Consider the following 26,134-nt stretch of genomic DNA (forward strand, 5'->3'; position numbering starts at 1 on the left):
CATGAGCACAGCAGCGGCAATTGCGGAAGACAGGGCCGAGCCGGTCCTCTCCCTGCAGAACATCCACATGGCCTTTGGCGGCGTCATCGCCATCGAGAAATTCAGTCTCGATATAGATGCCGGCGAGGTGGTTGCGCTGGTCGGCGATAACGGCGCCGGCAAATCCACCCTCATCAAGATCATCGCCGGCGTGCAGCAGCCGACCAGCGGCCACATCCTGGTCGATGGCAGGGAAGTGGCATTCCGGGATCCCTCCGACAGCCAGGCCCTCGGTATCCAGGTCGTCTACCAGGACCTGGCACTTGCCGACAGCCAGCCCGTCTACATGAACATGTTCCTCGGCAAGGAACTGGTCATCGGCCCATTGCGGCGGCTCGATCGCAAGCGCATGATAGCCGAGACCGAGGCCCTGGTGAAGGAACTCGACGTCCGAATTCCCTCGGCAAAGGCGACAATCCGCGAGATGTCTGGCGGCCAACGTCAGGGCGTCGCCATCGCGAGGGCCACGCATTGGGCCACCAAGCTCGTGCTGATGGACGAACCCACGGCGGCGCTCGGCGTGGCCGAGACGGCCAAGGTCGAGAAGATCATCGAGGGCTTGAAGGCCCGTAACCTGCCGATCCTGATCATCAGCCACAGCCTCGACCAGGTCTTCCGCCTGTCGGACCGCATCTGTGTTCTGCGGCGCGGCAAGCAGATCGGGGTACGCAAGACCAGCGAAACCGACAAGAACGAGATTGTCTCCATGATCACTGGGCTGGCGACATAAGCATCTATTTCCGACAGTTAAATATGCTCTTAATACCAGTACGTTAGTGCCAAAAATCCGCTCCCACCTGAACGCATTCCAGGGTCCATGGCGTAAGGCAGGTTCACCCCGGCCAGACGCGTTCGATGAGGAATTTCGGCACGATCAGGCCGAAGGCCATGGCGAGCAGGATGAGCAAGGCGGTTCCACCGTCTGCGATAATGCCGGCGAGGAGATCCGTGGGAGCCTTGGAGCCGAGGGCGACGAAATCGACCAGCCCGCCTGCCATCCGGAACAGGAAAACGCCGGGCATCAGCGACACGACAGAGGCAAAGCCGAAGGCGGCGAAGGGCGCGCGCAGCCGGTCGGCGATCGGGGTGACCAGGATGCCCACCAGGAGGCAGGCCACGAAGGCCGCCGGTGCGACACCAGCGCCTGCCTTCACGATCAGCAGCCAGCGGCAGGCGTGGGCGAGCATGCCGATCAGGATAGGCACCGGCAGGTTCCGCCATGGCATGGAGAAGAAGCTGCCGAAGGCGGATACGGCGATACCGGCGGCGATGAGGTCCCAGAAGAAGGGCACGGCGACGCTGGCGCCCTCCACGTCGAGCGTTTCACCGCCGAGGGCGAGGCCTGCCAGCAAGCCGGCGCAAATCATCAGGATGATCACGCCGGCATAGGTGAAGCGTGCGAGACCCAGCGAGATGCGTCCGCGCGCGAGGTCAAGGGCGCCGTTGAGGAGATGCGGCCCCGGCACCAGGATCATGCAGGGGCAGACCGTAACGAGATGCAGGGCCGAGGAGAGCTGCAGCCGCTCGGCGCCAGCGCCGATGATGCCCGCCAACAGTGCGGCGCAAAGCGGCTGGACGAACAAATTGTGGCTCATCCCGGCCAGGCCCCGGCGCAACAGCGCGCCCGCGCCGGCCGACAGGGCGATCAAGGCGAGGCTGAGAAGCTGCGTCTCGCCGAAGATCACCGCGAGGGCGGCGGCGCCGGCAGCGGCCATCACGGCAAAGCGCGGGTTCGAGGCCGGCGGTAGATGCGCGATGGCGGTGAGGGAAGACCGCGCGGCAGCGATATCGGTGCGGCCGGAGGCGATGTCGTCGACCACCGCCATGCAGCGGGCCACGCGGTTCATATCGACGCCGGCGGGCTGCGCTTCGGTGAGGTCGAGGCGCCCGGATCCCTCGATCTCGATCGCGAGCTCGCCCCAGCGCGGCAGCACCCTCACATCCTGGCCGAGCGCCTTGCCGATGCGCTCGGCCGCCTCGACGGTGCGCGCCGTCGTTTGCCCGTTCTCGAACAGCAGAGTTACCACCTGCCGCACCAGCGCCAGGGCGTCGCCATCGCCGATCCGGCCCGAAGCGGCACCGGAACCGGGGGCAACAACCTCTTTCTCGCCAACGTCGGCCATGGCAGACATTTTCCTGATATGCGCGAATATTGCCCGCATGGGCGCACCAAACGCGGAGTGGCAGTCTCTGACTGCCAGATTCCTTGCCAACAACCTCGCGGTTCCAAGAATGGCGGTCGGAGACCGCCACTCCAATCTTGCGCCCCGCTCCGCGGGGTTGGCAGCTATCCCCCTGCCCCATTCATCACGCGGCATAGGCGGGATGATAGACCCGGGAAGCGATCAGCCCGGCAATGTCGGCTGGCCGTTCGATCCGCGCGAGATTGTGGTCGAAGATATATTCTGCCACCCGCGCCGCGACATGGAGGGAGGCTTGGAAGATCTGGCTCTGCGGCGGGTAGATCAGACCGGTCGCCAGGCTCTTGTCAGTAACCTGCTCGGCCACGGCCTTGGCCGCCACGATGAACATCTCCTCCGTCACGCGGGTCGCCTCGGTGGCGAAGACGGCCATGCCCATGGCCGGGAAGATATAGACATTGTTGCCCTGGCCCGGGACAAGGATTTTTCCGGCGATCTCGACCGGGCCAAAGGGGCTGCCGCTGGCGAAGATCGCCCGCCCCCCGGACCAGCGATAGGCCTCCTCTGCCGTGCATTCCGAGCGCGATGTCGGGTTGGAATAGGGGAAGATGATCGGCCGCTCGTTGATCTCGGCCATGGCCTCGATGACCCGCTGGTTGAACAGCTTCGGCACGGTGCTGACGCCGATGATACCGGTGGGACGCAGGGCGCGGACGGCCTCGACGAAGGTCGATACCGGCGCGTGATCCAGGGCGAAGGGCTTCTGGAAGTCGGCGAGATCGGTCCTCGACCTGACCATAAGGCCGTTGATGTCGAACAGCGTGTTGCGCGCCCGCGCCGCGGCGATGTCCAACCCCTCCAGGGCCATGGCCTGGCTGATCAGCTCGGCGATGCCGGTAGCCGCCGAGCCGCCGCCGAGGAAGAGGAAGCGCTGGTCGGTGAGCTTCTGGCCGGAAATGCGCAGGGCGCCGTACATTCCCGCGAGCGCCACGGCCGCCGTACCCTGGATGTCGTCATTATAGGTACAGACCTTGTCGCGGTAGGTTTCGAGGATCGGGACGGCGTTGATATTGGCGAAATCCTCCCATTGGATGCAGCATTTGGGATAGAGAACCTGCACGGCCTGCACGAATTCGTTGATGAAGGTCATGTAGTCGGCCCCGCGCACCCGGTGCTGGCGTAGGCCCAGATAGAGCGGGTCCTCCAGGAGGCTCTCATTGTTGGTGCCGACATCGAGCGTTATCGGCAGGCAATATTCAGGCGGCACGCCGGCGCAGGCGGTGTAGAGCGCGAGCTTGCCGATGGGGATGCCCATGCCACCGACGCCGAGATCGCCGAGACCGAGGATACGCTCGCCATCGGTGACCACGATGAAGCGCACGTCCTTCATCGGCCAGTTGTCGAGCAGCTCCTTCAGCCGTCCCCGCGCGGTGATCGGCAGATAGAAGCCACGGGAGGCCCGGAAGATATGGTCGAACTTCTGGCACGCCTCGCCCACAGTAGGCGTATAGACCAGCGGCATGAAGGAAGCGGGATCCGACATCAATACCGCGTAGAACAGGGTCTCGTTGCGGGCCTGCAGGTCGGAGAGCAGCAGGTATTTCTGCAGGTCATTGTCGAGATTGCCGAGTTCGGCGTGGATGCGGGCGACCTGGAGCCCAAGGGTGGTCGGCACCGGGGGCAGCAGCCCCTCCAGGTCAAGGGCGCGACGTTCTTCCTCGCTGAAGGCGCTGCCCTTGTTTAGGCGGGGATTGCGCAGGAGGGCGTAACCGGAATCTGCACTCTGGTCAGGCATCGGGTGGGCTCCAGATGATTATCTTAATCGCTTGAAAGAGTGGATCAGCCCTCAGCCGGCGGTGGCTACATAGGGCTTTACCATCTTGGCAGGATCGACCACCCGGTCGAACTCTGCCTCGCTGACGAAGCCGAGCTCGAGTGCGGCGGCCTTGAGGGTAAGATCGTGGTCCATGGCGTGGTGGGCGATCTTCGAGGCCTTGTCATAGCCGATCACCGGCGCCAGCGCCGTGACGAGCATGAGCGACCGCTCCACATATTCGGCGATCTTCTTGCGGTTCGGCTCCGTACCCTCCACGAGGAACTTGCGGAAATTGGTGCAGCCGTCGCTGAGCAGAGTGATGGACTGGGCGATATTGGCGATGATCAGCGGCTTGTAGACATTCATCTCCAGATAGCCGCCGGCGCCGCCGAAACCGACCGCGACATCGTTCGCCATCACCTGCACGGCGAGCATGGTGAGGGCCTCGGCCTGGGTGGGATTGACCTTGCCGGGCATGATGGAGGAGCCTGGCTCATTCTCCGGGATGATCAGCTCGGCAAAGCCGGCACGCGGGCCGCAGGACATCAGGCGGATGTCATTGCCGATCTTGTAGAGCGAGGTCGCCAGCGTGCGCAGCGTGCCAGAGAGCTGCACCAGCGCGTCATGCGAGCCCTGCACGGTAAACTTGTTGGGGGCGCTGACGAAGGGCAGGCCCGTGTTGCGGGCGATCTCCGCCGCCACGGCTTCGGCAAAGCCCGGCGCGGCATTGATGCCGGTACCAACCGCAGTGCCGCCCAGCGCCAGGCGATAGACGCCCTTCAGCGCGTCGGTCATGCGCTCGAGGCCATCCGTCAGCATGCCGGCATAGCCCGACCATTCCTGGCCGAGCGTCAGCGGCGTTGCGTCCTGCATATGGGTTCGGCCGATCTTGACGATGTCGTCCCACCCGCTCGCCTTGGCGGAGATGGCATCGCGCAGGGCGGTGACGGCGGGGACGAGGCGTGAGGTCACACCGACGGCGGCCGCGATATACATCGCCGACGGGAAACTGTCGTTCGACGACTGCGACATGTTCACATGGTCGTTGGGATGAACCGGCGTCTTGCTGCCGAGCGCGGTACCCGCAAGCTGGCAGCAGCGGTTCGAGACCACTTCGTTGACGTTCATGTTGAACTGGGTGCCGCTGCCGGTCATCCAGACATGCAGGGGGAACATCTCATGGTGCTGGCCGGCCAGCAGCTCGTCGCAGACCTTGAGGATAAGGTCGTGACGCTCCTTGTCGAGCCGTCCGCCCGAGAGATTGGCCTGGGCGGCCGAACGCTTGAGCACGGCATAGGCAGTGATCATCTCGCGCGGCATGAGGTCCTTGCCGATGCTGAAATGCTCCAGGGAGCGCTGCGTCTGGGCACCCCATAATTTGTCGGCCGGAACCTCCACCGTGCCGAGGCTGTCGGATTCGATGCGGATATCGGACATCACCTTTTCCTTTGTTCAGAGATGGGAAGCGCTGGGCACGGCCACCGGCTGCGGCGCCGCCCGGAACGTCATGGCGCAGAGCCTTTCGGCGGCGATTGAGCCGCTGACGGCAAAGATGAGAGGAAAGAGAAAATCCTGGCCCACACGGGTGAATTCGAGGATCAGGGCGATTGCGGTCAGCGGCATGTTCATGGAGGCGGAGAGAAAGGCCGCCGCGCCGATCAGGGCAAAGGCACCGAGGGGTGCGCTAGGCCAGGCAAAGGTCCACAGGCACCCGAGCACGGTAGCCAGCAGGGCGCCGATCGTCATGCCGGGGGTGAGCAGCCCGCCCTTGGCGCCGGCACGCAGCGCCGCCAGGGTGACGGCGAGGCGCAACACCAGCAGCGTGGCGGCAAGGCCGAGGGAGAGATCGTTGGCGAAGGAGAGCTGCAGCGGCCCCCGGCCATTGCCAAGCAACTGCGGAAAGCTCATGGCGGCAAGGCCGATGCCGGTGAAGACGGCAAGGTTCCACGGCACCAGGCGCCAACCCTCGGGAGAGCGCGCCGTCATCGCCGTCGAGATGCGCTTGAACCCGTAAGCGGCGGCGCCGAAAAGCGGGCCCGCCAGCACGGACCACACCACCAGTGATGGGCTGATGTCGAAGGGCATCACCGGGTATTGCACCTCATCGCCAAGGCCGACCCAGGCAACGAGCGCGGCGATGCCGGAAGTGACGATAGCCGGCAGCAGCGCGGGCAGGCTAAAGGTAGCCAACAGCACTTCGAGGACGAAGAGGGCACCGGCAAGAGGCACATTATAGACGGCGGCAAGGCCGGCGCCGGCGCCGCAGGCGATGAGAATGCGGGCTTCCTCGGCGTTGAGGCCGGTCTGGCGAGACAGCCAGCCCGTGAAGGCGGCGGCGATCTCGCGCGGGGCGACCTCGCGACCCAGCGGCGAGCCGAGAGCGACCGTGCAGATCTGCAGGAGGACGTGAAGGGTCGTCTCGGGCAACGGCATCGCCTCTCCAGGCACCCGCACCGCCTTGGCGATGCTGACCAGGGGTCGGCCAAAGCGATAGAGCGCCCACCAGCCCCCGCCGGCCACCAGACCGCAGAGGACAAGAACGGCCGCCCGACGCCAAGGCGGCGCGGCGCTTACGCCCTGCAGGAAGCTCTCGCTGCTGATCACGGCATCGAGACTGTAGCCATAGGCAACGTGCTGGATGAGATGCAGCAGCAGCGCCAGGGCCATGCCGCCGAGCCCTGCTCCGACACCGGCCAGGACAGTGACCACGGCAAGTCTGGCAAGAGGAGTCTTCTCGGGGAGGGACATGGGCTGGTCTCCACGGCGGGATAGAACACCGGATCCGGCTCCGGTTCAATCCGGTGCCGGAGTGCTGCCGCGGGGCATCGAGCAAAAATTTGGATCGAGTGACGTGGAAAAGGCTGACGAAATCCGCAACGACAGGCGAAGCGAGACCCCAAACACCAGACGGGCCTCCGATCGCGAACAATCGGGGGCCCGACAGGTCATCATCTACGGCAGATAAGATCAGCTGCGCTGTTCGGCAGGTGGAATGACTTCGCGGCCGGCGCCAGGAACGACCGAATGCATGCTTTCGGGCCTGCCCCGGAAGTTCTGCTGGGAGGGCGGGATCACGGTGCGGCCAGAACTAGCCTCGGCCATGGTGGCCGACAGCGACAGGGCCATGGCAACGAGAGTGGCAGTGACGAGGGTCTTCCTCATGATAGGTCTCCTGGGAGTTCAGGTTGGTGGTCAAGATCGAGTCATGGCGCCACCCGATGATCTTCCCGCGAGTCGTCGTTTCGCGAAGGCATCCACGGTGCAGTATTGGTACCCTGACTTCTTGCCGGATCACCCTGCGCAGCGGAAAAGGGCCGCTTTTCGGCAAAAAAACTGCGATAACACAGATGTGTGGGGATCTGTCCGAGCCGTGATTGCAGTTGATCAACCTCGGGCGGGAAATCGGGCAAAGTCGATTTCTCAAGAGATGGAAGCAAGGACGGCCAGCAACTCCCGAGCCTGGCCAGGGCCATGCCATAACAAGGCATCTCGGCGTTTGATGCGCCTTACATCGCCAGGTTAGCATCCATATAGGGCGGCTCGATCTTCGAGGTGCCCGCCACGAGCTGCAGCGAACAGGCGAGGGAGTGGGCGATGGGTGCGTATTCGAAGCCGGATCGGCAGCCGTGCGGCGTGCAGCATATCGCCATCGGCGAGGCCGTGGTGAGCGTCGTCAATGACGGCACACACCCCGTCGATTTTCCGGACCTCGTCACGACCGAGCCGGAAGCCTGCGAGAAGGCACACCGCGACGCCTTCTGCATCGTGCCACCATCGCTCACCATCAGTTGCTTCGTCATCCGCAGCGGTGGCAGGCTGGTGCTCGTCGATACCGGTTTCGGAAGCAAGACGCCGGCTACCGGCAGGCTTCTCCACAACCTCCGGTCCATCGGCATCGCGCCCGATGATATCGACACCGTGCTGATGACGCATATGCATCAGGATCACGACGCCGGCCTGGTCGATTCCGCCGGCAAACCCGTCTTCACCCGGGCCGAGCTGGTGTTGCATGAGAACGAATATGCCTTCTGGGGAAACGATGGGGAGCGTGCCCGGGCCACAGGCACAAGATTCGTCGAGTTCGGCCTGGCGGAGGCCGCCTTCGCCGCCTACGGCGAACGGCTGCGGACCGTCAGCAATGGCGAAGTGCTGCCGGGCATCCGCGCCGTTCCGACACCGGGTCACACGCCCGGCCATACGGCCTGGCTGGTGGACTCGGGTCGCGATGCCCTGCTGATCTGGGGCGACATCATCCATTTTCCCGGCATCCAGTTCGCCATTCCCGACGCGAGTGTTGCCTTCGACCATGACAGCGCGGCGGCGGCATTGGCACGCCGCAAGGTGCTGGCCTTCGCCGCCGGCGAAAAGCTGCGCGTCGCCGGCGTCCACCTCGACTTCCCTGCCTTCGGCCATGTCGTGACGGAGGGCAGCGCCTACCGCTTCATTCCGGAAATCTGGCGCCCGGTGCTGTGAAGGGAGCAAATTAGCGGATGGGGCGTCCCGCCTTGCCAGACGACAGTAGCGGAGCAGCCGTGGATTTGCTGAGATACGCGGTGTTTCGGGGAGAGGCTTTGCAATGGTCAGCGATGTTGCCATCATCGGCGCCGGAGTGGTCGGATGCGCGCTGGCCCGACGCTTTGCTCTGGAAGGCATAGGCGTCACACTGATCGAGGCCGGCTCCGACATCCTCTCCGGCGCCAGCAAGGCGAACAGCGCCATCCTGCATACCGGCTTCGATGCCCCACCAGGCAGCCTGGAGCTCGCCTGCATCAAGGCCGGGCACGCCGAATATCTGGCGATCCGCGAGGCGATGGGCCTGCCCCTCCTGCGCTGTGGCGCGCTGGTGGTGGCCTGGAACGAGGCGGAGGAGGCGGCGCTGGAGGGCATCCGCGCCCAGGCGCTCGGCAATGGCGTCGGCAATGTCGAGCTGGTTGGCCAGGAGAGGCTTCGCGCAGTGGAACCGGAGCTGTCGACGCAGGCCCGGGCAGCGCTATGCGTGCCCGACGAGGCGCTGATCGATCCCTGGAGCCCCTTTCTTGCCTATGTCGAACAGGCGATGGCACACGGCGCCACAGTGAAACTCAACACCCGCGTGACCGGCGGCTCCTTTGACGGCGAGGCCTGGCACCTCGACACGAATACCGGAAGCCTTTCCGCCCGCGTCGTGATCAATTGCGCGGGCATCCAGGGCGATGTGATCGAGAAACTGCTGCTCGGCGCCTCCGATTTCGAGATCCGGCCTCGCAAGGGCCAGTTCGTTGTGTTCGACAAGGCGGCCCATGGCCTTGCCTCCGCCATCATCCTGCCGGTGCCGAACGAGCGCACCAAGGGCGTGGTGGTGACGCGGACGGTGTTCGGGAACCTCCTCGTCGGCCCGACCGCCGAAGAGCAGGAGGACCCCGAGTGCACCGAGGTCGACCATGACCAGCTCGAGGCGCTGATTCGCCGCGGCGTCGAGATCCTGCCGGCCCTCGCCCACATGCCGGTGACCGCCTGTTATGCCGGCCTGCGCCCGGCGACGGAAAAAAAGGACTATCGCATCGCCTCCAAGCCTGGCCAGAACTGGATCAGCGTCGGCGGTATCCGCTCGACGGGCCTGTCTGCGGCGCTCGGCATCGCCCGCTATGTCTTCGGCCTCTATGCCAGCCGAGCCAGCAAGGGTAGGCCTATCGACAACCCCACCATCCCTGTGGTGCCGAACCTCGCCGAGAATTTGCCACGAGACTATGCCAGCCCAGGCTACGGCGAGATCGTCTGCCATTGCGAGATGGTGACTCGTCGCGAGATCGAGACAGCACTCGCGCGGCCACTCCCGCCCGGCGATTTCGGCGGCCTCAAGCGCCGCACGCGCTGTGCCATGGGACGCTGCCAGGGCTTCAACTGTGGTGCGCGCCTGGCGAGCCTGACCCGGGGCCGGTTTCCCGTCTCCCTCGATGCCGGGGAGGCCCGCTGATGGTGGAGGAGATTGTCGAGGCCGATGCTGTGGTGGTCGGCGGCGGTCCGGCCGGCTTGTCGGCGGCCACGGCGTTGAAGCGACTCGGCGTCATCAGCGTGGTGCTTCTCGAACGCGATTCTGTCGTGGGCGGTATCCCTCGCCATTGCGGCCATTCACCCTTCGGCATGCGGGAATTCCACCGGATTCTGTCCGGAACGCGCTATGTGGCGCGGCTGGAAGCAGAGGCGAAAGAGGTCGGCGTCGATATCCGCACCCGTCACTCCGTGCTGTCTGTCGGCGAGGGCGAGGTCTCCGTCATCTCGCCGGATGGCCCGCTTCGGGTCCAGGCCAACCGCACGGTCCTGGCGACGGGCGCGCGGGAAACGCCGCGCTCGGCCCGGCTCGTCTCCGGAGAGCGTCCGCTCGGCGTGCTCAACACCGCCGCCCTGCAGGCCTATGTGCATCTCGAAAAGCTCGTGCCCTTCAAGCAACCGGTGATCGTCGGAACCGAGCTGGTGGCGATGTCCGCTTTGCTGACCTGCCGTTCGGCGGGGATCCGCCCGGTCGCCATCGTCGAGCCGAATGATTGGCCGACCACCCGTTTCCCCTTCTACCTGCTGCCGCGCCTCCTGGGCGTACCCCTCCATTATGGCACTTCCCTCGACGCCATCGGCGGCAAGGGGCGTGTATCCGAAGTTACGATCAGGAACGGCACGCAGACCCGCACCATCGCCTGCGACGGCGTGCTCTTCACCGGTGCCTTCACGCCTGAATCCGCCCTCGCCCGGATGTCCGGTCTTGCCATCGACGACGCCAGCGGCGGGCCGATGGTTGATGGCTTCGGCCGGACGTCCTCGGCCTCGGTCTTCGCGGCGGGAAACCTGCTGCGCCCGATCGAGACCGCCGGCTGGTGCTGGGCCGAAGGAAAGCGCATAGCCGCCAGTGTGTTCGCGGATATCAGGCAGAGACTTCCCGACCGCGGGCGGACCGTCCGCGTACATGCCGGGGAGGGCATCAAGCTGGTGATGCCGCAGGAGATCAACCAAGGCACCGCGCGGCTCGCACTGCCCGATCTGCAGGTCCGCCTCAGCGCCAAGATACGGGGGACGTTGAAACTTTCGTTGGGAACAGGCACGATATGGTCGCGCACGATCGACAGCACTCCGGAACGACGCATCCTGATTCCAATCGCCGGACTCACCATTCCCGACGGGGCGACAGACCTGACGCTCAGCGTCGATAGCCAATAGGTCCGCCGCGATGACACGTATCGTCTCCATCGACCAGGGAACCACATCGACTCGCGCATTGGTGGTCGAGGAGGATGGCTCCATTGCGATCGCCAAAGCCATCAGGCACGGGCAGCACTACCCTCAAGCTGGATGGGTCGAGCACAGTCCGGAAGAGCTGCTTGCCAATGTCGTGGCCTGCCTGGAGGCCGCCGGACCAGCCGATGCGATCGGGCTCTCCAACCAGGGCGAGAGCTGCCTTGCCTGGGATGCGGTCAGCGGCAAGCCGCTGTCATCGGTGATCGTCTGGCAGGACAACCGCACGTCCCCCGCGATCGAAGCACTCCAGGCGGCCGGCAAGGCGCCTCTGGTGCTGGATCGAGCAGGCCTGCCGCTCGATCCGTATTTCTCAGCAAGCAAGTTCCGATGGTTCATCGACAACGTGCCGGCCGTCGGGGAGGCCCTGGCTGAAGGACGGCTGCGGCTCGGCACCACCGATGCCTTCTTCCTGAGACGCCTCACCGGCGAGGCCGCTACCGATGCGGCGACGGCATCCCGCACTTCGCTGATGAATCTGAAGACCGGCGCCTGGGATCCCGAACTCTGCGACCTGTTCGGTGTGCCGCTCGCTTGCCTGCCCGAGATCAGGCCGAGCGTCGGCGCCTTCGGAAAGGCGGCGACAGGGCCGATCACCGCCTCCATCGTGGACCAGCAGGCCGCGCTCTACGGCCATGGCTGCCGACAGCCCGGCGATCTCAAGATCACCTTCGGCACCGGCGCCTTCTGCCTCGCCTTGACTTCGGGAGTGCCCGATGCGCCTTCCCTTGCCGGTGGCCTGCTGCCGACTGTGGCCTGGCATATCGGCGAGGAGACCGCCCATGCCCTCGACGGCGGGGTCTACGATGTCGGCTCCAGCCTCGAATGGGCGCTGAAGGCGGGCGTCGCGCAGGAAATCGGCGATTTCGCGGGCTTCGACCGGCCCCCGGCGATCGAACGCGGCCTCGTCTTCGTGTCGGCCTTCTCGGGCCTCGCCTGCCCCTATTGGGACCGCAGTGCCGCACCTGTCCTCATCGGCCTGACCCCTGCCTCGGATCTCGCCGATATGCGCCAGGCCCTGCTGGAAGGCATCGCGCTGCTGACCTGCGGCATCCTCGAGGCGATGAACCAGGAGGTGGCGATCCGCGACACCGTCTCCATTGACGGGGGCGTCTCGCGCAGCCCCTATTTCTGCCAGTTCCTGGCGGATGCCTCGGGCCGTAACATCGCTCTCTCCACCCTCGACGAGATCACCGCCTTCGGCGCCGCCCAACTCGCAGGCTTGGGCATCGGACGAGAGATCGCGGCACCTGCCGATGCCAGGGGGCAGATCTATCGGCCCCGTGAGGTGCCACGAGAGGTTTGGCGGGCGCGGTTCCAGTCCGCCGTGGGACGGACGTCGGGCTGGCGGTAGCACGGGCACGACCGCATCCGGGACCCCACTGTTTCCTTCCAATCCGGGGAAAGGGGCTCAATGGGAGGCCTTTCCGGCTTCCTCCTGATAGGGGCCTAAAGCGTTTTGCGATTTGACGGAATCGGCAAGAATCGCAAAGACGCGTCGAAACAAAGAGTTAGAGCAAAGCGGCGTTTACGCCTAAACGCGTTTTGCTCTGGGGATCCCCGACTTCATTCAAGTTTCAGAACTATTTCAGCGTCGTTTCCGGACTCGCCTATTGACCTCTGCCACCATCGCATTGCTTGACGGCAAAGTTTGCGCCGGGATCTGCCGGTCCCGACGCTCGCGAACAGGGAGGGTGGCCCCGCACCGGCCGATCCAGCCTTGAGGCAGCGTGCCCTGGCATCCCCTCGGAAACCCGGCTCGCAGGGGGCGCATTGGCACGCTGTCGCTTCAAGCGGCACGCTGTCGCTGAAGAGACGCGGCACGATCAAGCAATGCGATGTTGCGGGCTGCCGGATGAGATGGGCGCCCTCATGGCGAGGAGCGCCCATGTCGAGAATGCTGGCAAACTGCCTGCTGTTGCTCGCAGCTGCGTTGTGGGGCTTCGGCAATGTCGCCCAGAAAACCGTGCTCGAGCATCTCGATCCCTTCAGCGCCGTCGGTTCGCGCTGCCTGATCGGCGGCCTCCTGGTCATGCCGCTGCTGTTGATGGAGCGCCGCTGGCGGTTCGGCCCCGGCCACCGGGCCTCGCTGGTGCGGCTCAGCGCCCTGTTCTCGATCGCCATCGTCCTGCAGCAGGCAGCCTATCTCACGACCACCGTCACCAATGCGAGCTTCCTCGTCAACACCTGCACGGTGATGACCCCGGTCGCCGCCTGGCTGGTCATCGGCGAAAAGCCGACCCTCGTCGTGGCCTTTGCGGCCAGCCTCACGCTGATCGGCATCCTGCTCCTGTCGGGTGGCCTATCCGGCACCATCAATTCGGGCGACATGGCGGCGCTGCTCTCGGCCGTGTGCTACGCCCTGTGGATGGTCGAGCTAAGCCGGCACATGCAGAATTATGGCGGCGCCGTCTCGACGGCCATCGCCCAGTTCCTGAGCTGCGCCATCGTCGCGCTGCCGCTCGGCGTCCTCTATGGCAATTTCTCGCTGCAAAGCGCCTGGGCCGCGGCACCGGAACTGGCGGTGCTCGGCATCTTCTCGACCGCAGTCGCCTTCGGGATCCAAACCATCGCCCAGCGCTTCACGCCCGCCAGCCATGCCGCCGTGATCGTCAGTGGCGAGAGCGTGTTCGGCGCAACCGGCGCGGTGCTGTTCCTGGGCGAAAGCCTGAGTGTCGTCGCCGCGCTCGGCGGGACGATGGTGCTCGTCGCCATCGTCTACCTCGCTATCGCAGGCCAGCCGCGCGAGGCTGCAGGCCCGGCGGCCGCGAGCTGAAGCATCGCGCTTCAGCTCCAGCCTGCCTTCTCCAGCGCCACGCGCAGCCAGGCATTGTCTGCCCCGCCTTCTTGCATGGTGACGTGCTGCACCATCGCGGCAGTCAGGCCTGGCTCCAGCTCCCGCGCCTGGCGGACGCTGGCCGCGGCGCCCTTCATATCGTCCTGCAGGGCCTGGCAGACGGACAACAGGGCCCAGCGGTTGACATCCCCCAGCGGCAAGCGCGAGAGGGTCTCGGCTGCCTCGCCATGACGCCCGAGCAGCAGTTGCACCACGCCGCGATCAAGATAATACCAGGGCGGATGTACGGGATTGAGCTGCATCGCCCAATCCACCAGTTCGAGCCCGGCAGCCGGGTTCCCCATTATCGCCTTCAGCCAGCCCATCTGAGCGATGGTGTCGGCGTCATAGGGGTTGAGCTCCAGGGCCTGCCGATGATGCAAGTCCGCCGCCAGGAAATCGTGGCGTAGCATCAGGATCAGGCCGAGGATACGATGGCAGCGCGCCTCGAAGGGGCTGAGCGAGACGCCGCGCAGCGCGTTGTCGAGGGCCGGGTCCAGCAGTTCCGGCGAGGTTCGGCCATAGCCGTTCTGCACCGCATCGGTCCAGGCGAGATAGGCAAAGGCAAGTCCCGACTGCGGATCGAGCGCTATGGCTTTCCACAGATGGGCCCGGGCCTGCCCGACCGCCTCCTCGCCATGAGCCCGCAGGAGCAAGAGCGCCTGCATGAGATGAGTATAGGCCTCGACATTGCGAGCGGGCGCCGGCGCCACGCGATATGCGGCCGCGCTCTCGATGTTGAAGACCAGAGCGGATGCGATCCGCCTGGCCACGGTCTGGTGGAAATCGAAGAGGGCATCCGCTTCAAAGGAAAAGGCCTGCGTCCACAGCCGCCGGGCGGAGCGGGTGTCCGATAGGGTGATCACCACGTTGAACAGAGGGTCACCGCCATCGATCCGGCCTTCCACCATGAAATCGACGCCCGCCTCCTGGAGAGCCACCTGCATTCCGTCGGGCTCGGTGCGGGCCAGGGCGAGCGTGGAATAGCGCTCCAGCACGGACAAGGTCCTGAAATAGGACAGCGCGGTGGTGATCTCCTCCGCCACCGCGTCGAAGGCGGATTTCAGCGGCTCTTCCAGCGCCTGGCCACGGAAGGGAAAGACGGCGATGCGGGGTTCGGCCTGGCGTCTCTCAAGTCCGACCGGCAGCTCCGCCGAAGCTGGCCCCTCAGCCAGGGTGCCGGACGGCTGAAACATGTAGCCGCGTCGCGGCATGGTGCGGATGATCTGCTGCTGCTCGTCGCCGATGCATTTGCGCGCATCACGGATGCATTGGGTCAAGGAATCATCGGTCACCGTCGTGGAGGGCCAGACGACGTCCAGCAATTCATCCTTGCCAACGACACGGCCGGGATTGCGGGCGAGATAGGCCAGGAGCTGGAAGGTCTTGGGTCGCGGCAGTACCAGCTCGCCGGCTCGATAGAGCGTTCCCCGGCTGACGTTGAAGACGGATTCGCCGAGTCGATAGGTCAGCTCCTGTTCCATGATGAGCCCTCTCGGTATTTTCGGTCTGGCCATTCGTCCGGCCCTTGCCTCGATTCTGTTTGAGGGTGCGGCCGGCCATATCCACCAGGTGACGGACATGATGGCCTCGGAAGGCGGGGCTCATCCGGGGCGACTCGGCAGGCCATGAAGCCGCGACCATATAGTCCAGACCAGGCCCCATCGGCCGCATGGGGAAAGGACAGCGTGTCCGCGGGCGGCGCGCCAGGACTTGGGTAAAGTGGCCGGATCAGCCACCGGCAAAAAAGAATCTGAGAGCCGAGCCGGCTTGATCGGGCATAACATGTCGACCGCGCCCCCCGCGCAGTTCAGCATTCGATGACACTCTAACGCCGGCATCGTTATTTGAGAGTGATATCACCCCTTGGCAATCGAGAGTTGCATGATCTAATCTGCATTGCCAGGAATTATGATTATCATCAGAGTGTTTTGGCCCTGGTTTGTTTCCGGTCTTACTTAATGGTATTCGCACCGGCGCGAGCTTAGCCTTGGATCAAAGAAAGCAACAAGCACGACGGACGCGGGCCATGGGCGCTAAGATTGCGGGCAGAGGCACACCAAACTCGGAGTGGCAGTCTCCGACTGCCATCTTCCCTCTGTATAAAATGCTCCGTTTCGAGGAATGGCAAAGCATCTTCCGTCTGAATCGGCCGGCGGACGCATGGGCGTCCTTGCGGACAACGGGCGTGCTGCGCAACTACCGAAGCCGATGCCTGTCCAGCCAACGCGCAAGGGCCGTTGCGATCGCTTCCGGCTGATCCTCAGGGGCGACGTGGCGGGCCGGGCCGCAATTCTCGATCTCCAGGGCGGCAATATTCGCGGCGCACCAGGCGGTCATGTCCTCGCCGATCAGCAAGGTTTCCGGTGGGCCCTCGAAGGTCAGCAACAGCTTCGGCACATCAATGCTCCGGCTGAGCCAGGCGTCATAAGCCTCGATGCGCGCAACCACGTCGGCCGGCTCTCCCTCGATGGGCATGGCGCGCGGCCAGGCCAGCAGGGGGCGGCGGCTCTCGCGAGTCGAAAAGGGCTTGCGATATTCCTCGAGGTCCTCGTCGCGGAGCCCCTTCAGCACGGTCGCCTGCAAGGCCTGCTCAATGAAGAAATTCTCGTCGAGCACCTTGGTCTCACCGGTTCCCGCCCCGCGCAGCATTTCGTAGCGCTGACGCGCGCCAGGCGGGAAATCCGCCCAGACGAGCGGCCGCATGATGGTTTCCAGGAAGGCAATGCCCCGTATCTGGTCGGGATGCCGACTTGCCCAGTCGAAGGCGAGAGCGCCGCCCCAGTCATGGCCGACCAGCACCACATCGTCCAGACCGAGACGATCGAACCAGGCATCGAGATAGCGGGCATGGTCCTCGAAACTATAGGCGATGGCGGGCTTGCCCGAGCGCCCCATGCCGATGAGGTCCGGTGCCAGCAGGCGGCTCGGCTGTCCGATCCCGGGCAGCACGTTGCGCCAGAGATAGGATGATGTCGGATTGCCGTGCAGGAAAACCACGGGTCTGCCGCTGCCTATCTCCGCATGGAACATCGACGAACAGAGAATATCCAGGATGGGCATGATGCCTTTCTCCAGATCAAATGGTAAGGTACCTGACTAGATTAGCAGATAGACAGGTACCTGTCCATTATGGATGAAGGCGACGCGCATTCCCGTTCGCTCGGGCTGTTGCTCAGACTCGTGCACCAGTATTGGACGCAGGCCATCGAGGCTGCGCTGGAAGAAGCCGGTTTCGGCGATATCCGTCCACCCCACGCCAATGTATTCACCTTCACGCGGCCGGAAGGCATCCAGGTCAGCGAGCTCACCCGGCTCGCCCATGTCCGCAAGCAGACCATGACTCAGGCCGTGGAGGAGCTGGAGCAGCTCGGCTATGTCGAGCGCCGGCCCGATCCCAACGATCGCCGCGCCCGGCTGGTGTTCCTGACCGAACGGGGCAGAGGCGTACGGCCGGTCGCCATGGCCGCCGGCCAGAGGGTAGACAGGCAATGGGCCGAGCTGACCAGCCGACAGGAGATCGACGCGCTGCGAGACGCCCTGCTGGGAATACTCGAGCAGTTGCAGCATGCCGCCGACCGGCAGGCCAAAGCATGACGTTTGGTCATGCCACTTGCCGAAAGGCGAGCCCCCGCCGACGTCATGAGGACGTCATCGGTCAACCCTAGATTTCGCCTCGGTAAATTTCCCCGCAGACGGAGCAGGTCCATGATCGATCGTCGCGCCTTTTTGACTATCAGTGTTGCAGTTGCCACAGTTGGAATGCTACCTGCAACAAATGCTCTTGCAGCAACCAAGCTCGATATCTTCACCGATAGCGACGCCAACATCTCCGACTGGCTTGCCAATGTGGTGAAGCCGGCGTTCGAGAAAGCGCATCCCGAATACGAGATCAATGTGGTGATCGCCCGCGACGGCGGACTCGACGCCGTGGCGCAGCGTGCCCTGGCCGCCCTTCAGACCAAGGCCGATCCGCAGATGGACTTCGCCGAGGAGCACGACCCGAACCTGCCGAAGGGCGGGATCGAAGCCGGCCTCTGGACCAGGTTCGACGCCTCTATCGTGCCGAACTACGCCCATGTGAACAAGCTGGCGATCCAGTCGCCCTATTCGATGCCCTATCGTGGCTCGCAGGTCCTGCTGGCCTATGATTCGGCCAAGATATCGCAGGCCAACCTGCCCAAGACCTGGGACGCACTGGTCGCGTGGATCAAGGCCAATCCGGGCCAGTTCATCTATAATCGCCCGGACAAGGGCGGTTCGGGCGGCAATTTCGTCCGCCGCGCCATCCATGAAGTGAACGGCCGGGATCCGCAGGTCTTCAAGATCGACAATTTCTCCAAGGAGGAGGCGCAGAAGCGGCTGACGCCGGCCTGGGCCTTGTTGAGCGATCTGGCGCCCGCGCTCTACGGCAAGGGCACCTATGCGGCAGGCAACACGGCCTCGCTGCAATTGCTCGCCAATGGCGTCGTCTCCATGGTGCCGGCCTGGTCCGACCAAGCCCTGCAGGGGCTTTCGCAGGGCGTCCTGCCTTCGACCATCAAGCTGGTCCAGTTGCAGGACCTGGCGCTCTGCGGCGGCTTCTCGGCCTCGGTGATTCCCTCGATCGCCGCGCATCGGGATGGCGCGCTGCTCTTCGCCGACTTCCTGCTCTCGGAGGAGGTCCAGACCTCCATCCTCAAGGATCTCGGCGGTTTCCCGGGAGTGGACTGGAAGTTCCTGCCGGAGGCGTTACGTCAGCAATTCGCCGACGTGATCCCGACCGCCATCCCGACCTTCCCGCAAGGCGACTGGGAGACTGCGGTCAATGACGGCTGGTATCGCAACGTTGCACCGAACCTTCAGCGCAGCTGACATCGCAACGCGATGACGGCGCTTCCTTCCTCGGCATCGAAATCCCAGGCCCGACCTATCCCCGTCGGGCTTGTGCTCGTTGCGGCGCCGGTGCTGCTTGTCCTGCTCTTCGTGCTGATGCCGGCGCTGACCGCCATTCTCTACACCTTGCGCGCGAGCGGTGACGGTGACTGGTCGCTGCAGAACTACCGTGTGTTCCTGTCGGATCCGCTGAGCATCGGCAATGTCCTGTTCACCCTGCAGACGACGCTGATCACCGCCATTCTCCTCCTCGGGCTTTGCCTGCCGATCGCGCTCTATCTGCGTTTCTCGCAGGGGCGCCTGCCGGCCTTCGTGCAAAGCATTGCCGTGTTTCCGCTGTTCGTGCCGGGCATCATCATCGCCTACGCCCTGATTCGCTTCATGGGCCCCAACGGCACGCTGGCGACCGTGCTGCATCATATCGGCGTGGACGGCTACCGATCGCCCTATCTCACCGGCTGGGGCACGATCATCGGCCTGGTGTGGGAGGGCATGCCACTCACGCTGCTGGTCCTGCTCTCCGGCCTGGCCCAGATCCAGGATGCAGCTGTCGAGGCGGCGCGCGATGTAGGCGCGGGCCGCCTGCGCATCCTCACCGGCATCATCCTGCCCCAGATCCGCAACTCGCTGATCGTCGCATTCTCGCTGTCGTTCCTGGGCGCGTTCGGGGCGTTCACGTTGCCCTATGTGCTCGGTCCGGCTTCACCCGAGATGATGGGCGTGTTCATGCAGCGCACCTTCACGCAGGTGATGGATCCGGTCCAGGCCCAGACGCAGGCCGTGGTGAGCTTCCTGATCTGCGCCATCGTCGGCATCGTCTATGTGCGCTCCGTTGCTCGCTCGCACGGGGCGGCACGATGACGGGGCGGTCGCAATCTCGTGCGAACCTGCTGCCGGGTATCTCGCTCGCCGGCTTGCTGACCATTTTCATTCTCGTGCCAATTGCGGCCGTGTTCCTCTGGGCTTTCGCCGAGGTCTGGCGCTATCCGTCGCTGATCCCGACGCAATGGGGCCTGCGTTTCTGGTCCGCCATGCTCTCCCGGGCCGATGTCCGGACGGCGCTGCGGACCTCGCTCGCGCTGTCGGCCGTGGTGACGGCGCTGTCGGCCTGCATCTGCCTGCCAGCCGCCTATGCGTTCGCCCGGCTGGAATTTCCAGGCAAATCGGCGCTGTTGCTCTCTTTCCTCGCCACGCATGCCTTCCCGAAGTTCGGTCTCTACATCGCCATTGCCACGATCATGTACTCCTTCGGCCTGATCGGAACCTTTGCCGGTGTCGTGCTAATCCAGCTCGTCAACACGCTCCTTTTTATGATCTGGATCCCGGTCGGTGCGTTCCAGACCATCGACCGCAGGCTCGAGGAAGCCGCCCGCGACGTCGGGGCATCGGCCGCCCGCACCTTCTTCTCGATCACCTTGCCGCAGGCGGGGCCGGCCATCGGCGCGGCGCTGTTGCTGACCTTCGTCGGCACATTCTACGAAACCGAAGGCGCCTTCCTGATCGGGGCGCCTCATATCCGCACCATGCCGATCCTGATGATTTCGCTGATCAACAACCAACTCATCGTCCAGTACGGCGCCGTGCTTTCGGTGCTTCTCTGGGTACCGTCCTTCATCGCGCTGCTCCTGGCGCGCAACATCCTGAGCGCACGCACGATTGCCGGCGGTCTCGGTGGCTGATCGGAATCCCGGCCAAGCGCATGTCGAAGCTCATCGTCGAAAACCTGACCAAGAATTTTTCCAGCACCGCGGCCGTTTCGGACGTTTCGGTCTCGATCGACGATGGCGAGCTGCTTTGCCTGCTCGGTCCCTCGGGATGCGGAAAATCGACGGTGCTTCGAATGATCGCCGGCTTCGAAGCACCGACATCGGGCCGCATCATCATCGATGGCGAGGATGTCGCTCATCTTTCGCCGGACAAGCGACCGACCGGCATGGTTTTTCAGAGCCATGCCCTCTGGAGCCACATGACGGTCTTCCAGAACATCGCTTTCGGCCTGAAGTTGCGAGGCCTCGCGCGGGAGGCCGTTCGCAACAAGGTGTCCGAAGTGCTCGAACTCGTGGGATTAGCCGGCTACGAAAGGCGCTATCCCGGCCAACTTTCGGGGGGCCAGCAGCAGCGCGTGGCGATCGCGCGCTGCGTCGTGCTCACCCCGAAGATCCTGCTGATGGATGAGCCGTTCTCGGCGCTCGATGCGCATCTTCGGGTGAGGCTGCGCGAGGAGGTTCGCGGCATCCAGCAGCGGCTCGGCCTGACCACCCTCTTCGTCACGCACGACCAGGAAGAGGCGCTCACGCTTGCCGACCGTATCGTCGTGATGAAATCCGGCCGCGTCGAGCAGATCGGCTCGCCATCAGCCATCTACGCCCAGCCGGTGACGCGCTTCGTGGCGGAATTCATAGGCACCATGAACATGATGGAGACGACCGTCTCGGCGGGCGCCGCACGGGTCGCCGGCGTGTCCTTCTCGGTCGACGGAAGCGATGGGCCCTATGCGCTCGCCATCCGGCCCGAGGATATCGGATTGTCCCATGCTCCAGGCGGGGGCCTCTGCGCCGTGGTCGAGCGGATTCTCGACCTGGGCGCATTCCGGATGGTCGATGTTCGACTCGGCGATGGGCAGATCGTCAAGGCCCAGATCGGGAAAACCGAACCCTGCCGCATGGGCGACCGAGTCTGGCTTGCCGTCAACGCCATGGTCGCGTTCGACGAGGGCGGCGCGGTTCATGCCGCCCGGCCTTTCCACCCGGGAACACGCCTCCATGGCTGAGGCCGATGGTCCAGGGAAGGCGGACGGTGTTTCACTCCTCGGCGGCGCCCATCGCGTTCGTCTCAAATGGCATCGCATGAGGCGGCGCCTCGACGACACTCCTTTCACGCCGGCGATTCTGGCCGAGGCCTTGGCAGCCGGTGCATCATCGGAGGTTGATCTGCGGGCCCATGGCGAGGCGGGTCTTGCGGTGCTGCATGACGAGACCCTCGACCGGGAGACCACGGGCACAGGCCCGGTCGCGACGGCCACCGAGGCACAGCTGCGCCGTCTGCACCGGCGCGGAGCCGACGGGCGCCCGACACGGGAGCGCCTTCTGCTGCTGAATGATCTCGCCGATCTGGCAGGCCGCGAGGCTGCGCCTGGAGCGCTGGTTCAACTCGACCTCAAGGAAGATGCTGCCGCCATCTCCCCCGCGCTCGCCAGGAATTTCGGCCGCACCATCGCTCCGGTTGCTGCGCGCTTCATCCTGTCTGGCCATGACTGGGAGGCGGTCGGCCGTCTGGCGGAAGGAGCGAAGGTGTCTGGGGCAAAGGGGCTTGCCCTCGGTTTCGATCCTTGCGGTGACGAGGCAATGGAACACCTCGAAAGCCTCAGGGATTTCGAGGCGTTCGTCGACGGGCCGTTGCGGAGGGCGCCGGAGGCTTCGACGATCTACCTCGACTACCGGATCATCATCAAGGCCGCGGCCATCGATTACGATATCGTGGGCGCCTTCCATGCCGCAGGCATGCTAATCGACGCCTATACGCTCAATCTCTCGCACCCGCAGGCGGAACAATCGCTCCGTGATCTGGTCGGCCTGAAGGTCGACCAGATCACCACGGACGAACCGATAGCGCTGCAGGCATGCTTCGAACAGGGCTGACAGCCTGCAGGAGCGGATCTTGGCAACTCGGGCGGAATGACGGCTTGGCCTGAGTTGAAAGGTCTTCACAACGTCTACCGTCCGCCATGCTCCAGCTTCTGTTCAGCCTTGAGATTGTCGAGGTCACGGCCGATAGTCGCGATCGCCGTGAGGTGTCCGTCGGAGTGAAAGCGCACCGCAGCGTCTTCCTTCTTCACCGAACCGGCGACCTTGTGGGGATCGCTGCCTTTGGCGTGGCCCGTATAGCTGATCATCTTGTCGTAATGGCTCGACCAGAAATAGGGTGGGTCGTGGAAGGGCCCGTCCTCCCCCATGATCAGCCGAGCCAGATACTGGCCCTGGCGCTCGGCATGCACCCAATGCTCGACCCGGATCGGCTTGCCTGAGACCGGATCGGGATAGCGGGCGATGTCACCGGCGGCGTAGACGCCATCCGCCGAGGTTCTGAGGTGATCGTCGGTCACCACTCCGTTGTCGACGTTCAGTCCGGCGGCCTCGGCGAGCTCAGTGCGGGGCTTGACGCCGACCCCCAGCACGACGAAATCGATATCCGGGAGCTTGCCCTTGTCCAGGCGGAGCGTGCCGTCCGAAAAGCCGGTGACCTTCCGACCCAGATGGAAGACGACACCCTTCTTCTCATGGACCTTTTGCACCCAGGCGCCGATCTCTTCGCCCATCACCTTCTCGAGCGGCACCGTTTCCGGTGCCACCACATGCACATCGAGGCCGCGCTGCTTCAGTGAGGCCGCGACCTCGAGGCCGATGAAGCTGGCGCCGACAATGGCGACGCGTTTTGCCTTCCCGGCGGCCGCGATGATCGCCTCGGCATCCCTGAGGCTGCGCAGCGTATGAACATTGGCTCCTTCCAGTCCCTCGATCCGCGGGCGCTGCGGCTCTGCGCCGGTGGCAAGGACCAGGATTTCGTAGGTGAGTGTGGCACCATCGGCGAGCACCACTTTGCGTGACTTCGGATCGAACCCCGCCACCTCGGTCTTGAGTCGCAGGTCGATCCGTGCGTCCTTGTAGAAGGCCTCGTCCCGAAGCGGCATCCAGTCCTTGGGCGCCTGGCCAGCGAGATAGTCCTTGGAACAGTTCGGCCGGTCATAGGGCGGATCGGCATCTGCGCTGAGGAGCGTGATCTCACCTTCGAAGCCCTCGCGGCGCAACAATTCCGCTGTTGCGAACCCCGCTGCGCCCCCGCCGACGATCACCACCCGCCTGGTCTGCGGCCGGGGATGTTCTGCGGAGGCGGCGGCTTCCTTTTCCCGCCGGACAAAGGCCTTGCCGCTTTTCTCCTCGACCAGCCAGCAAGCCACCGCATCGATGGCCGGCGCCGCCAGTGCCTTCCCTGTCCTGAGGTCGAAGCAGGCATGATGCCAGGGACAATGCACCTTGCCCTCGGCGAGCAGCCCTTCGGCGAGCGGGCCATGATAATGACTGCATTCGGCGCCGATGGCATGGAGCGCACCATCGCTGCGAGCCAACAACACCGGCTTGTCGCCGACATGGCCGAGCAGCATCGCGCCCTCCTTTATGTCGCTCGCCAAAACGCCGCGTGTAAAATCCGGCCCCGCTGGTTTCTTGTCCTTGCTCATGAGTGTCTCCCCGAAATTTGGAAGAGAACGCATGAGGCGGCGCTTTGATCCCCGGCGCGATGGTCCCGGTGGAGAGACCCCTCGTCGGCCGGGCGAGAGAGGCTTATGAGAAGAGCTCCGCCGTCAAAGTCCCCCCGCTATCCAGCCGGCCGCCTTTTCGGCAATCATCAAAGTGGGGGAATTGGTGTTGCCGCTGGTGATCGCGGGCATCACGCCGGCATCGACCACGCGCAGGCCCGCCACGCCGCGCACGCACAGATGTGGATCGACCACCGCCATGACATCATTGGCTCTTCCCATCCTCGTGGTGCCGACCGGGTGGAAGATGGTGCTGGCGATGTCGCCTGCGAGCCTCGTCAGTTCCTCGTCGCTCCGGAACGCAGGGCCCGGCTTCCACTCCACCGGCCGATACCGGGCGAGCGCCGGCTGTCCGACTATAGTGCGCACCTGCCGCAGGCTGTCGGCGGCCACCTTTCGGTCTTCCTCCGTGCTCAGATAGTTCGGCGCGATCGCCGGGGCGTCGCCAGCCTGGTTCGAGCGGATGCGCACGCTGCCGCGGCTGGTGGGATTGAGGTTGCAGACGCTGGCGGTGAAGGCCGGAAAGGCATGCAAGGGCTCGCCGAACGCCTCCAGGCTCAGCGGCTGCACATGATATTCGAGATTCGGGTGGCTGAGGCCGGGATCCGAACGCGTGAAGGCCCCAAGCTGAGAGGGCGCCATGCTCATCGGCCCGCTGCGCCGGAGCACATATTCGAGGCCGATGCGCGCCTTGCCGAAAATATTGCGCGCCAGGGTGTTGAGCGTGGGCGCGCCGTCGATCTTGAACACGGCGCGGATCTGCAGATGGTCCTGCAGGTTTTCGCCGACGCCTGGCAGCTCATGAACGACCTCGATGCCGTTTGAGGTGAGAAGCGGCGCCGGGCCGATGCCGGAGAGTTGCAGGATCTGCGGCGAGCCGATGGCCCCGGCGCAAAGAATGGCCTCGCGCCGCGCCGTCACCTCGATCGCCTCTCCATCCCGGAGCAGCCGCACGCCGGTGCAGCGTGGCCGACCGTCGTCGCCGGTGACAAAAAGCAGGCGCTCGACCTGGGCCTGCGTCCATACCGTCAGATTGGCGCGCTCGCGGATGGGGCGCAGGAAGGCCTTGGAGGTATTCCAGCGACAGCCCGAGCGCTGGTTCACCTCGAAATAACCCACGCCCTCATTGTCGCCGGTGTTGAAATCGGCCGAGCGGGGGACGCCGGCCTGCACCGCTGCCTCGGCGAAGGACTCCAGGATGTCCCATTTCAGGCGCTGCTTCTCGATGCGCCATTCGCCGCCATGGCCATGCAAGTCCGAAAAACGGCTGTTGTCGCCCGTCAGCGGGTCGGCGCCATCATCGAGACGGTAGTGATCCTCATGCGCCTTGAAGTCTGGCAGGCAATTGGCCCAGCTCCAGGCCGCCTCTCCCGTCTCCGCCGCCCAGCCATCATAGTCGCGGGCCTGGCCGCGCATATAGATCATGCCGTTGATCGAGGAACAGCCGCCCAGCGTCTTGCCGCGCGGATAGCGCAGGCGCCGCCCGTTCAGCCCAGGCTCCGCCTCGGTCTGATAGAGCCAGTCGGTGCGCGGATTGCCGATGCAATAAAGATAGCCTACCGGAATGTGGATCCAGGGATAGGTATCACGCGGACCAGCTTCGAGGAGCAGCACGCGCCTGGAGGGATTGCGGCTGAGCCGGTTGGCAAGGAGACAGCCAGCGGTCCCAGCGCCGACGATGATGAAATCGAACGGCTCCCTCTCACTCGACCTGTCACGCGGCATTGCTTCCACCCTTGCACGCCGGACGGCCTTGCAAGACCGCCCGTCCGCCTTCGAACGCCGCACCGGTTCTATCGCGTTTTCCGCACAAAAGAGAAGGAGCGGCCGCCGGGTGCACCGGCGGTCACCCCGTT

Annotated in this window: 21 protein-coding genes; 12 read left to right on the forward strand and 9 right to left on the reverse strand. The window is 64.7% G+C overall.

The window, feature by feature from the left end:
* Nucleotide 1: 1 nt before the first annotated feature.
* Nucleotides 2-769, forward strand: a complete 768-nt coding sequence (locus ACMDCR_RS32215; RefSeq protein WP_413990518.1) for an ATP-binding cassette domain-containing protein — start codon at nucleotides 2-4, stop codon at nucleotides 767-769.
* A gap of 103 nt (nucleotides 770-872) precedes the next feature.
* Here ACMDCR_RS32215 and ACMDCR_RS32220 read toward each other — a convergent pair whose 3' ends face one another.
* From ACMDCR_RS32220 to ACMDCR_RS32240, 5 genes are all read right to left on the reverse strand, one after another.
* Nucleotides 873-2,162 (reverse strand): threonine/serine ThrE exporter family protein, encoded by a 1,290-nt coding sequence (locus ACMDCR_RS32220; protein WP_413990519.1) that lies wholly within the window; start codon nucleotides 2,160-2,162, stop codon nucleotides 873-875.
* A 184-nt stretch (nucleotides 2,163-2,346) separates the two neighbouring features.
* Complete coding sequence (locus ACMDCR_RS32225) at nucleotides 2,347-3,975, reverse strand: NAD-dependent malic enzyme (RefSeq protein ID WP_413990520.1); 1,629 nt, start codon at nucleotides 3,973-3,975, stop codon at nucleotides 2,347-2,349.
* A 51-nt stretch (nucleotides 3,976-4,026) separates the two neighbouring features.
* Nucleotides 4,027-5,433, reverse strand: coding sequence for a class II fumarate hydratase (fumC, locus tag ACMDCR_RS32230; RefSeq protein ID WP_413990521.1), 1,407 nt, complete (start codon nucleotides 5,431-5,433; stop codon nucleotides 4,027-4,029).
* 15 nt (nucleotides 5,434-5,448) lie between these two features.
* Entirely contained in the window at nucleotides 5,449-6,744 is a 1,296-nt protein-coding gene (locus ACMDCR_RS32235) for a chloride channel protein (protein ID WP_413990522.1), read from the reverse strand.
* A 219-nt stretch (nucleotides 6,745-6,963) separates the two neighbouring features.
* Nucleotides 6,964-7,158: a hypothetical protein gene (locus ACMDCR_RS32240; protein WP_413990523.1), complete on the reverse strand. Its 195-nt coding sequence runs from the start codon at nucleotides 7,156-7,158 to the stop codon at nucleotides 6,964-6,966.
* A gap of 432 nt (nucleotides 7,159-7,590) precedes the next feature.
* On the opposite strand from ACMDCR_RS32240, the gene ACMDCR_RS32245 reads away from it, so the two are divergent.
* From ACMDCR_RS32245 to ACMDCR_RS32265, 5 genes are all read left to right on the forward strand, one after another.
* On the forward strand, nucleotides 7,591-8,469 hold the full coding sequence (locus tag ACMDCR_RS32245) for an MBL fold metallo-hydrolase (RefSeq protein WP_413990524.1): 879 nt from the start codon (nucleotides 7,591-7,593) through the stop codon (nucleotides 8,467-8,469).
* Nucleotides 8,470-8,572: 103 nt separating this feature from the next.
* Nucleotides 8,573-9,949 carry an NAD(P)/FAD-dependent oxidoreductase gene (locus ACMDCR_RS32250; RefSeq protein ID WP_413990525.1) on the forward strand — a complete coding sequence of 459 codons (1,377 nt, stop codon included), beginning with the start codon at nucleotides 8,573-8,575 and terminating at the stop codon, nucleotides 9,947-9,949.
* On the forward strand, nucleotides 9,949-11,181 hold the full coding sequence (locus tag ACMDCR_RS32255; RefSeq protein WP_413990526.1) for an NAD(P)/FAD-dependent oxidoreductase: 1,233 nt from the start codon (nucleotides 9,949-9,951) through the stop codon (nucleotides 11,179-11,181). Before ACMDCR_RS32250 ends, ACMDCR_RS32255 begins: the two co-directional genes overlap by 1 nt.
* 10 nt (nucleotides 11,182-11,191) lie before the next feature.
* Complete coding sequence (locus ACMDCR_RS32260) at nucleotides 11,192-12,610, forward strand: FGGY family carbohydrate kinase (protein ID WP_413990527.1); 1,419 nt, start codon at nucleotides 11,192-11,194, stop codon at nucleotides 12,608-12,610.
* 534 nt (nucleotides 12,611-13,144) lie between these two features.
* The gene (locus ACMDCR_RS32265) at nucleotides 13,145-14,032 is read left to right on the forward strand and encodes a DMT family transporter (RefSeq protein ID WP_413990528.1); all 888 of its coding nucleotides are present in this window, start codon (nucleotides 13,145-13,147) and stop codon (nucleotides 14,030-14,032) included.
* Nucleotides 14,033-14,043: 11 nt separating this feature from the next.
* Here ACMDCR_RS32265 and ACMDCR_RS32270 read toward each other — a convergent pair whose 3' ends face one another.
* Nucleotides 14,044-15,576: a winged helix-turn-helix domain-containing tetratricopeptide repeat protein gene (locus ACMDCR_RS32270; protein ID WP_413990529.1), complete on the reverse strand. Its 1,533-nt coding sequence runs from the start codon at nucleotides 15,574-15,576 to the stop codon at nucleotides 14,044-14,046.
* 715 nt (nucleotides 15,577-16,291) lie between these two features.
* Nucleotides 16,292-17,155, reverse strand: a complete 864-nt coding sequence (locus ACMDCR_RS32275; RefSeq protein WP_413990530.1) for a haloalkane dehalogenase — start codon at nucleotides 17,153-17,155, stop codon at nucleotides 16,292-16,294.
* Nucleotides 17,156-17,224: 69 nt separating this feature from the next.
* Between ACMDCR_RS32275 and ACMDCR_RS32280 the strand changes: the two genes are divergently transcribed.
* From ACMDCR_RS32280 to ACMDCR_RS32305, 6 genes are all read left to right on the forward strand, one after another.
* Nucleotides 17,225-17,689 (forward strand): MarR family winged helix-turn-helix transcriptional regulator, encoded by a 465-nt coding sequence (locus tag ACMDCR_RS32280; protein ID WP_413990531.1) that lies wholly within the window; start codon nucleotides 17,225-17,227, stop codon nucleotides 17,687-17,689.
* A gap of 114 nt (nucleotides 17,690-17,803) precedes the next feature.
* Entirely contained in the window at nucleotides 17,804-18,946 is a 1,143-nt protein-coding gene (locus ACMDCR_RS32285; RefSeq protein WP_413993784.1) for an extracellular solute-binding protein, read from the forward strand.
* Nucleotides 18,947-18,958: 12 nt separating this feature from the next.
* Nucleotides 18,959-19,828: an ABC transporter permease gene (locus tag ACMDCR_RS32290; protein WP_413990532.1), complete on the forward strand. Its 870-nt coding sequence runs from the start codon at nucleotides 18,959-18,961 to the stop codon at nucleotides 19,826-19,828.
* Nucleotides 19,825-20,646 (forward strand): ABC transporter permease, encoded by an 822-nt coding sequence (locus ACMDCR_RS32295; protein WP_413990533.1) that lies wholly within the window; start codon nucleotides 19,825-19,827, stop codon nucleotides 20,644-20,646. The genes ACMDCR_RS32290 and ACMDCR_RS32295 overlap by 4 nt, the downstream gene beginning before the upstream one ends.
* Before the next feature lie 20 nt (nucleotides 20,647-20,666).
* Nucleotides 20,667-21,737 carry an ABC transporter ATP-binding protein gene (locus ACMDCR_RS32300; protein ID WP_413990534.1) on the forward strand — a complete coding sequence of 357 codons (1,071 nt, stop codon included), beginning with the start codon at nucleotides 20,667-20,669 and terminating at the stop codon, nucleotides 21,735-21,737.
* Entirely contained in the window at nucleotides 21,730-22,605 is an 876-nt protein-coding gene (locus ACMDCR_RS32305) for a glycerophosphodiester phosphodiesterase (protein WP_413990535.1), read from the forward strand. The genes ACMDCR_RS32300 and ACMDCR_RS32305 overlap by 8 nt, the downstream gene beginning before the upstream one ends.
* 74 nt (nucleotides 22,606-22,679) lie before the next feature.
* Here the strand turns inward: ACMDCR_RS32305 and ACMDCR_RS32310 are convergent, their stop codons facing one another.
* Together ACMDCR_RS32310 and ACMDCR_RS32315 are read right to left on the reverse strand one after the other, a co-directional pair.
* Nucleotides 22,680-24,200: an FAD-dependent oxidoreductase gene (locus ACMDCR_RS32310; protein ID WP_413990536.1), complete on the reverse strand. Its 1,521-nt coding sequence runs from the start codon at nucleotides 24,198-24,200 to the stop codon at nucleotides 22,680-22,682.
* Between the two features lie 123 nt (nucleotides 24,201-24,323).
* The gene (locus ACMDCR_RS32315; RefSeq protein WP_413990537.1) at nucleotides 24,324-26,003 is read right to left on the reverse strand and encodes a GMC family oxidoreductase; all 1,680 of its coding nucleotides are present in this window, start codon (nucleotides 26,001-26,003) and stop codon (nucleotides 24,324-24,326) included.
* Nucleotides 26,004-26,134 lie beyond the last annotated feature (131 nt).

It is taken from the genome of Labrys okinawensis (genome assembly GCF_047345005.1).
Classification (GTDB): domain Bacteria; phylum Pseudomonadota; class Alphaproteobacteria; order Rhizobiales; family Labraceae; genus Labrys; species Labrys okinawensis.

What these genes read in the sequence shown, in the direction of transcription:
- ACMDCR_RS32245 (WP_413990524.1), top strand. Translation starts at nt 7,591, where the DNA reads ATGGGTGCGTATTCGAAGCCGGATCGGCAGCCGTGCGGCGTGCAGCAT.
- ACMDCR_RS32240 (WP_413990523.1), bottom strand. Translation starts at nt 7,158, where the DNA reads ATGAGGAAGACCCTCGTCACTGCCACTCTCGTTGCCATGGCCCTGTCG.
- ACMDCR_RS32310 (WP_413990536.1), bottom strand. Translation starts at nt 24,200, where the DNA reads ATGAGCAAGGACAAGAAACCAGCGGGGCCGGATTTTACACGCGGCGTT.
- ACMDCR_RS32290 (WP_413990532.1), top strand. Translation starts at nt 18,959, where the DNA reads ATGACGGCGCTTCCTTCCTCGGCATCGAAATCCCAGGCCCGACCTATC.
- fumC (WP_413990521.1), bottom strand. Translation starts at nt 5,433, where the DNA reads ATGTCCGATATCCGCATCGAATCCGACAGCCTCGGCACGGTGGAGGTT.
- ACMDCR_RS32250 (WP_413990525.1), top strand. Translation starts at nt 8,573, where the DNA reads ATGGTCAGCGATGTTGCCATCATCGGCGCCGGAGTGGTCGGATGCGCG.
- ACMDCR_RS32270 (WP_413990529.1), bottom strand. Translation starts at nt 15,576, where the DNA reads ATGGAACAGGAGCTGACCTATCGACTCGGCGAATCCGTCTTCAACGTC.
- ACMDCR_RS32220 (WP_413990519.1), bottom strand. Translation starts at nt 2,162, where the DNA reads ATGGCCGACGTTGGCGAGAAAGAGGTTGTTGCCCCCGGTTCCGGTGCC.
- ACMDCR_RS32215 (WP_413990518.1), top strand. Translation starts at nt 2, where the DNA reads ATGAGCACAGCAGCGGCAATTGCGGAAGACAGGGCCGAGCCGGTCCTC.
- ACMDCR_RS32260 (WP_413990527.1), top strand. Translation starts at nt 11,192, where the DNA reads ATGACACGTATCGTCTCCATCGACCAGGGAACCACATCGACTCGCGCA.
- ACMDCR_RS32295 (WP_413990533.1), top strand. Translation starts at nt 19,825, where the DNA reads ATGACGGGGCGGTCGCAATCTCGTGCGAACCTGCTGCCGGGTATCTCG.
- ACMDCR_RS32275 (WP_413990530.1), bottom strand. Translation starts at nt 17,155, where the DNA reads ATGCCCATCCTGGATATTCTCTGTTCGTCGATGTTCCATGCGGAGATA.
- ACMDCR_RS32315 (WP_413990537.1), bottom strand. Translation starts at nt 26,003, where the DNA reads ATGCCGCGTGACAGGTCGAGTGAGAGGGAGCCGTTCGATTTCATCATC.
- ACMDCR_RS32280 (WP_413990531.1), top strand. Translation starts at nt 17,225, where the DNA reads ATGGATGAAGGCGACGCGCATTCCCGTTCGCTCGGGCTGTTGCTCAGA.
- ACMDCR_RS32225 (WP_413990520.1), bottom strand. Translation starts at nt 3,975, where the DNA reads ATGCCTGACCAGAGTGCAGATTCCGGTTACGCCCTCCTGCGCAATCCC.
- ACMDCR_RS32255 (WP_413990526.1), top strand. Translation starts at nt 9,949, where the DNA reads ATGGTGGAGGAGATTGTCGAGGCCGATGCTGTGGTGGTCGGCGGCGGT.
- ACMDCR_RS32300 (WP_413990534.1), top strand. Translation starts at nt 20,667, where the DNA reads ATGTCGAAGCTCATCGTCGAAAACCTGACCAAGAATTTTTCCAGCACC.
- ACMDCR_RS32305 (WP_413990535.1), top strand. Translation starts at nt 21,730, where the DNA reads ATGGCTGAGGCCGATGGTCCAGGGAAGGCGGACGGTGTTTCACTCCTC.
- ACMDCR_RS32235 (WP_413990522.1), bottom strand. Translation starts at nt 6,744, where the DNA reads ATGTCCCTCCCCGAGAAGACTCCTCTTGCCAGACTTGCCGTGGTCACT.
- ACMDCR_RS32265 (WP_413990528.1), top strand. Translation starts at nt 13,145, where the DNA reads ATGTCGAGAATGCTGGCAAACTGCCTGCTGTTGCTCGCAGCTGCGTTG.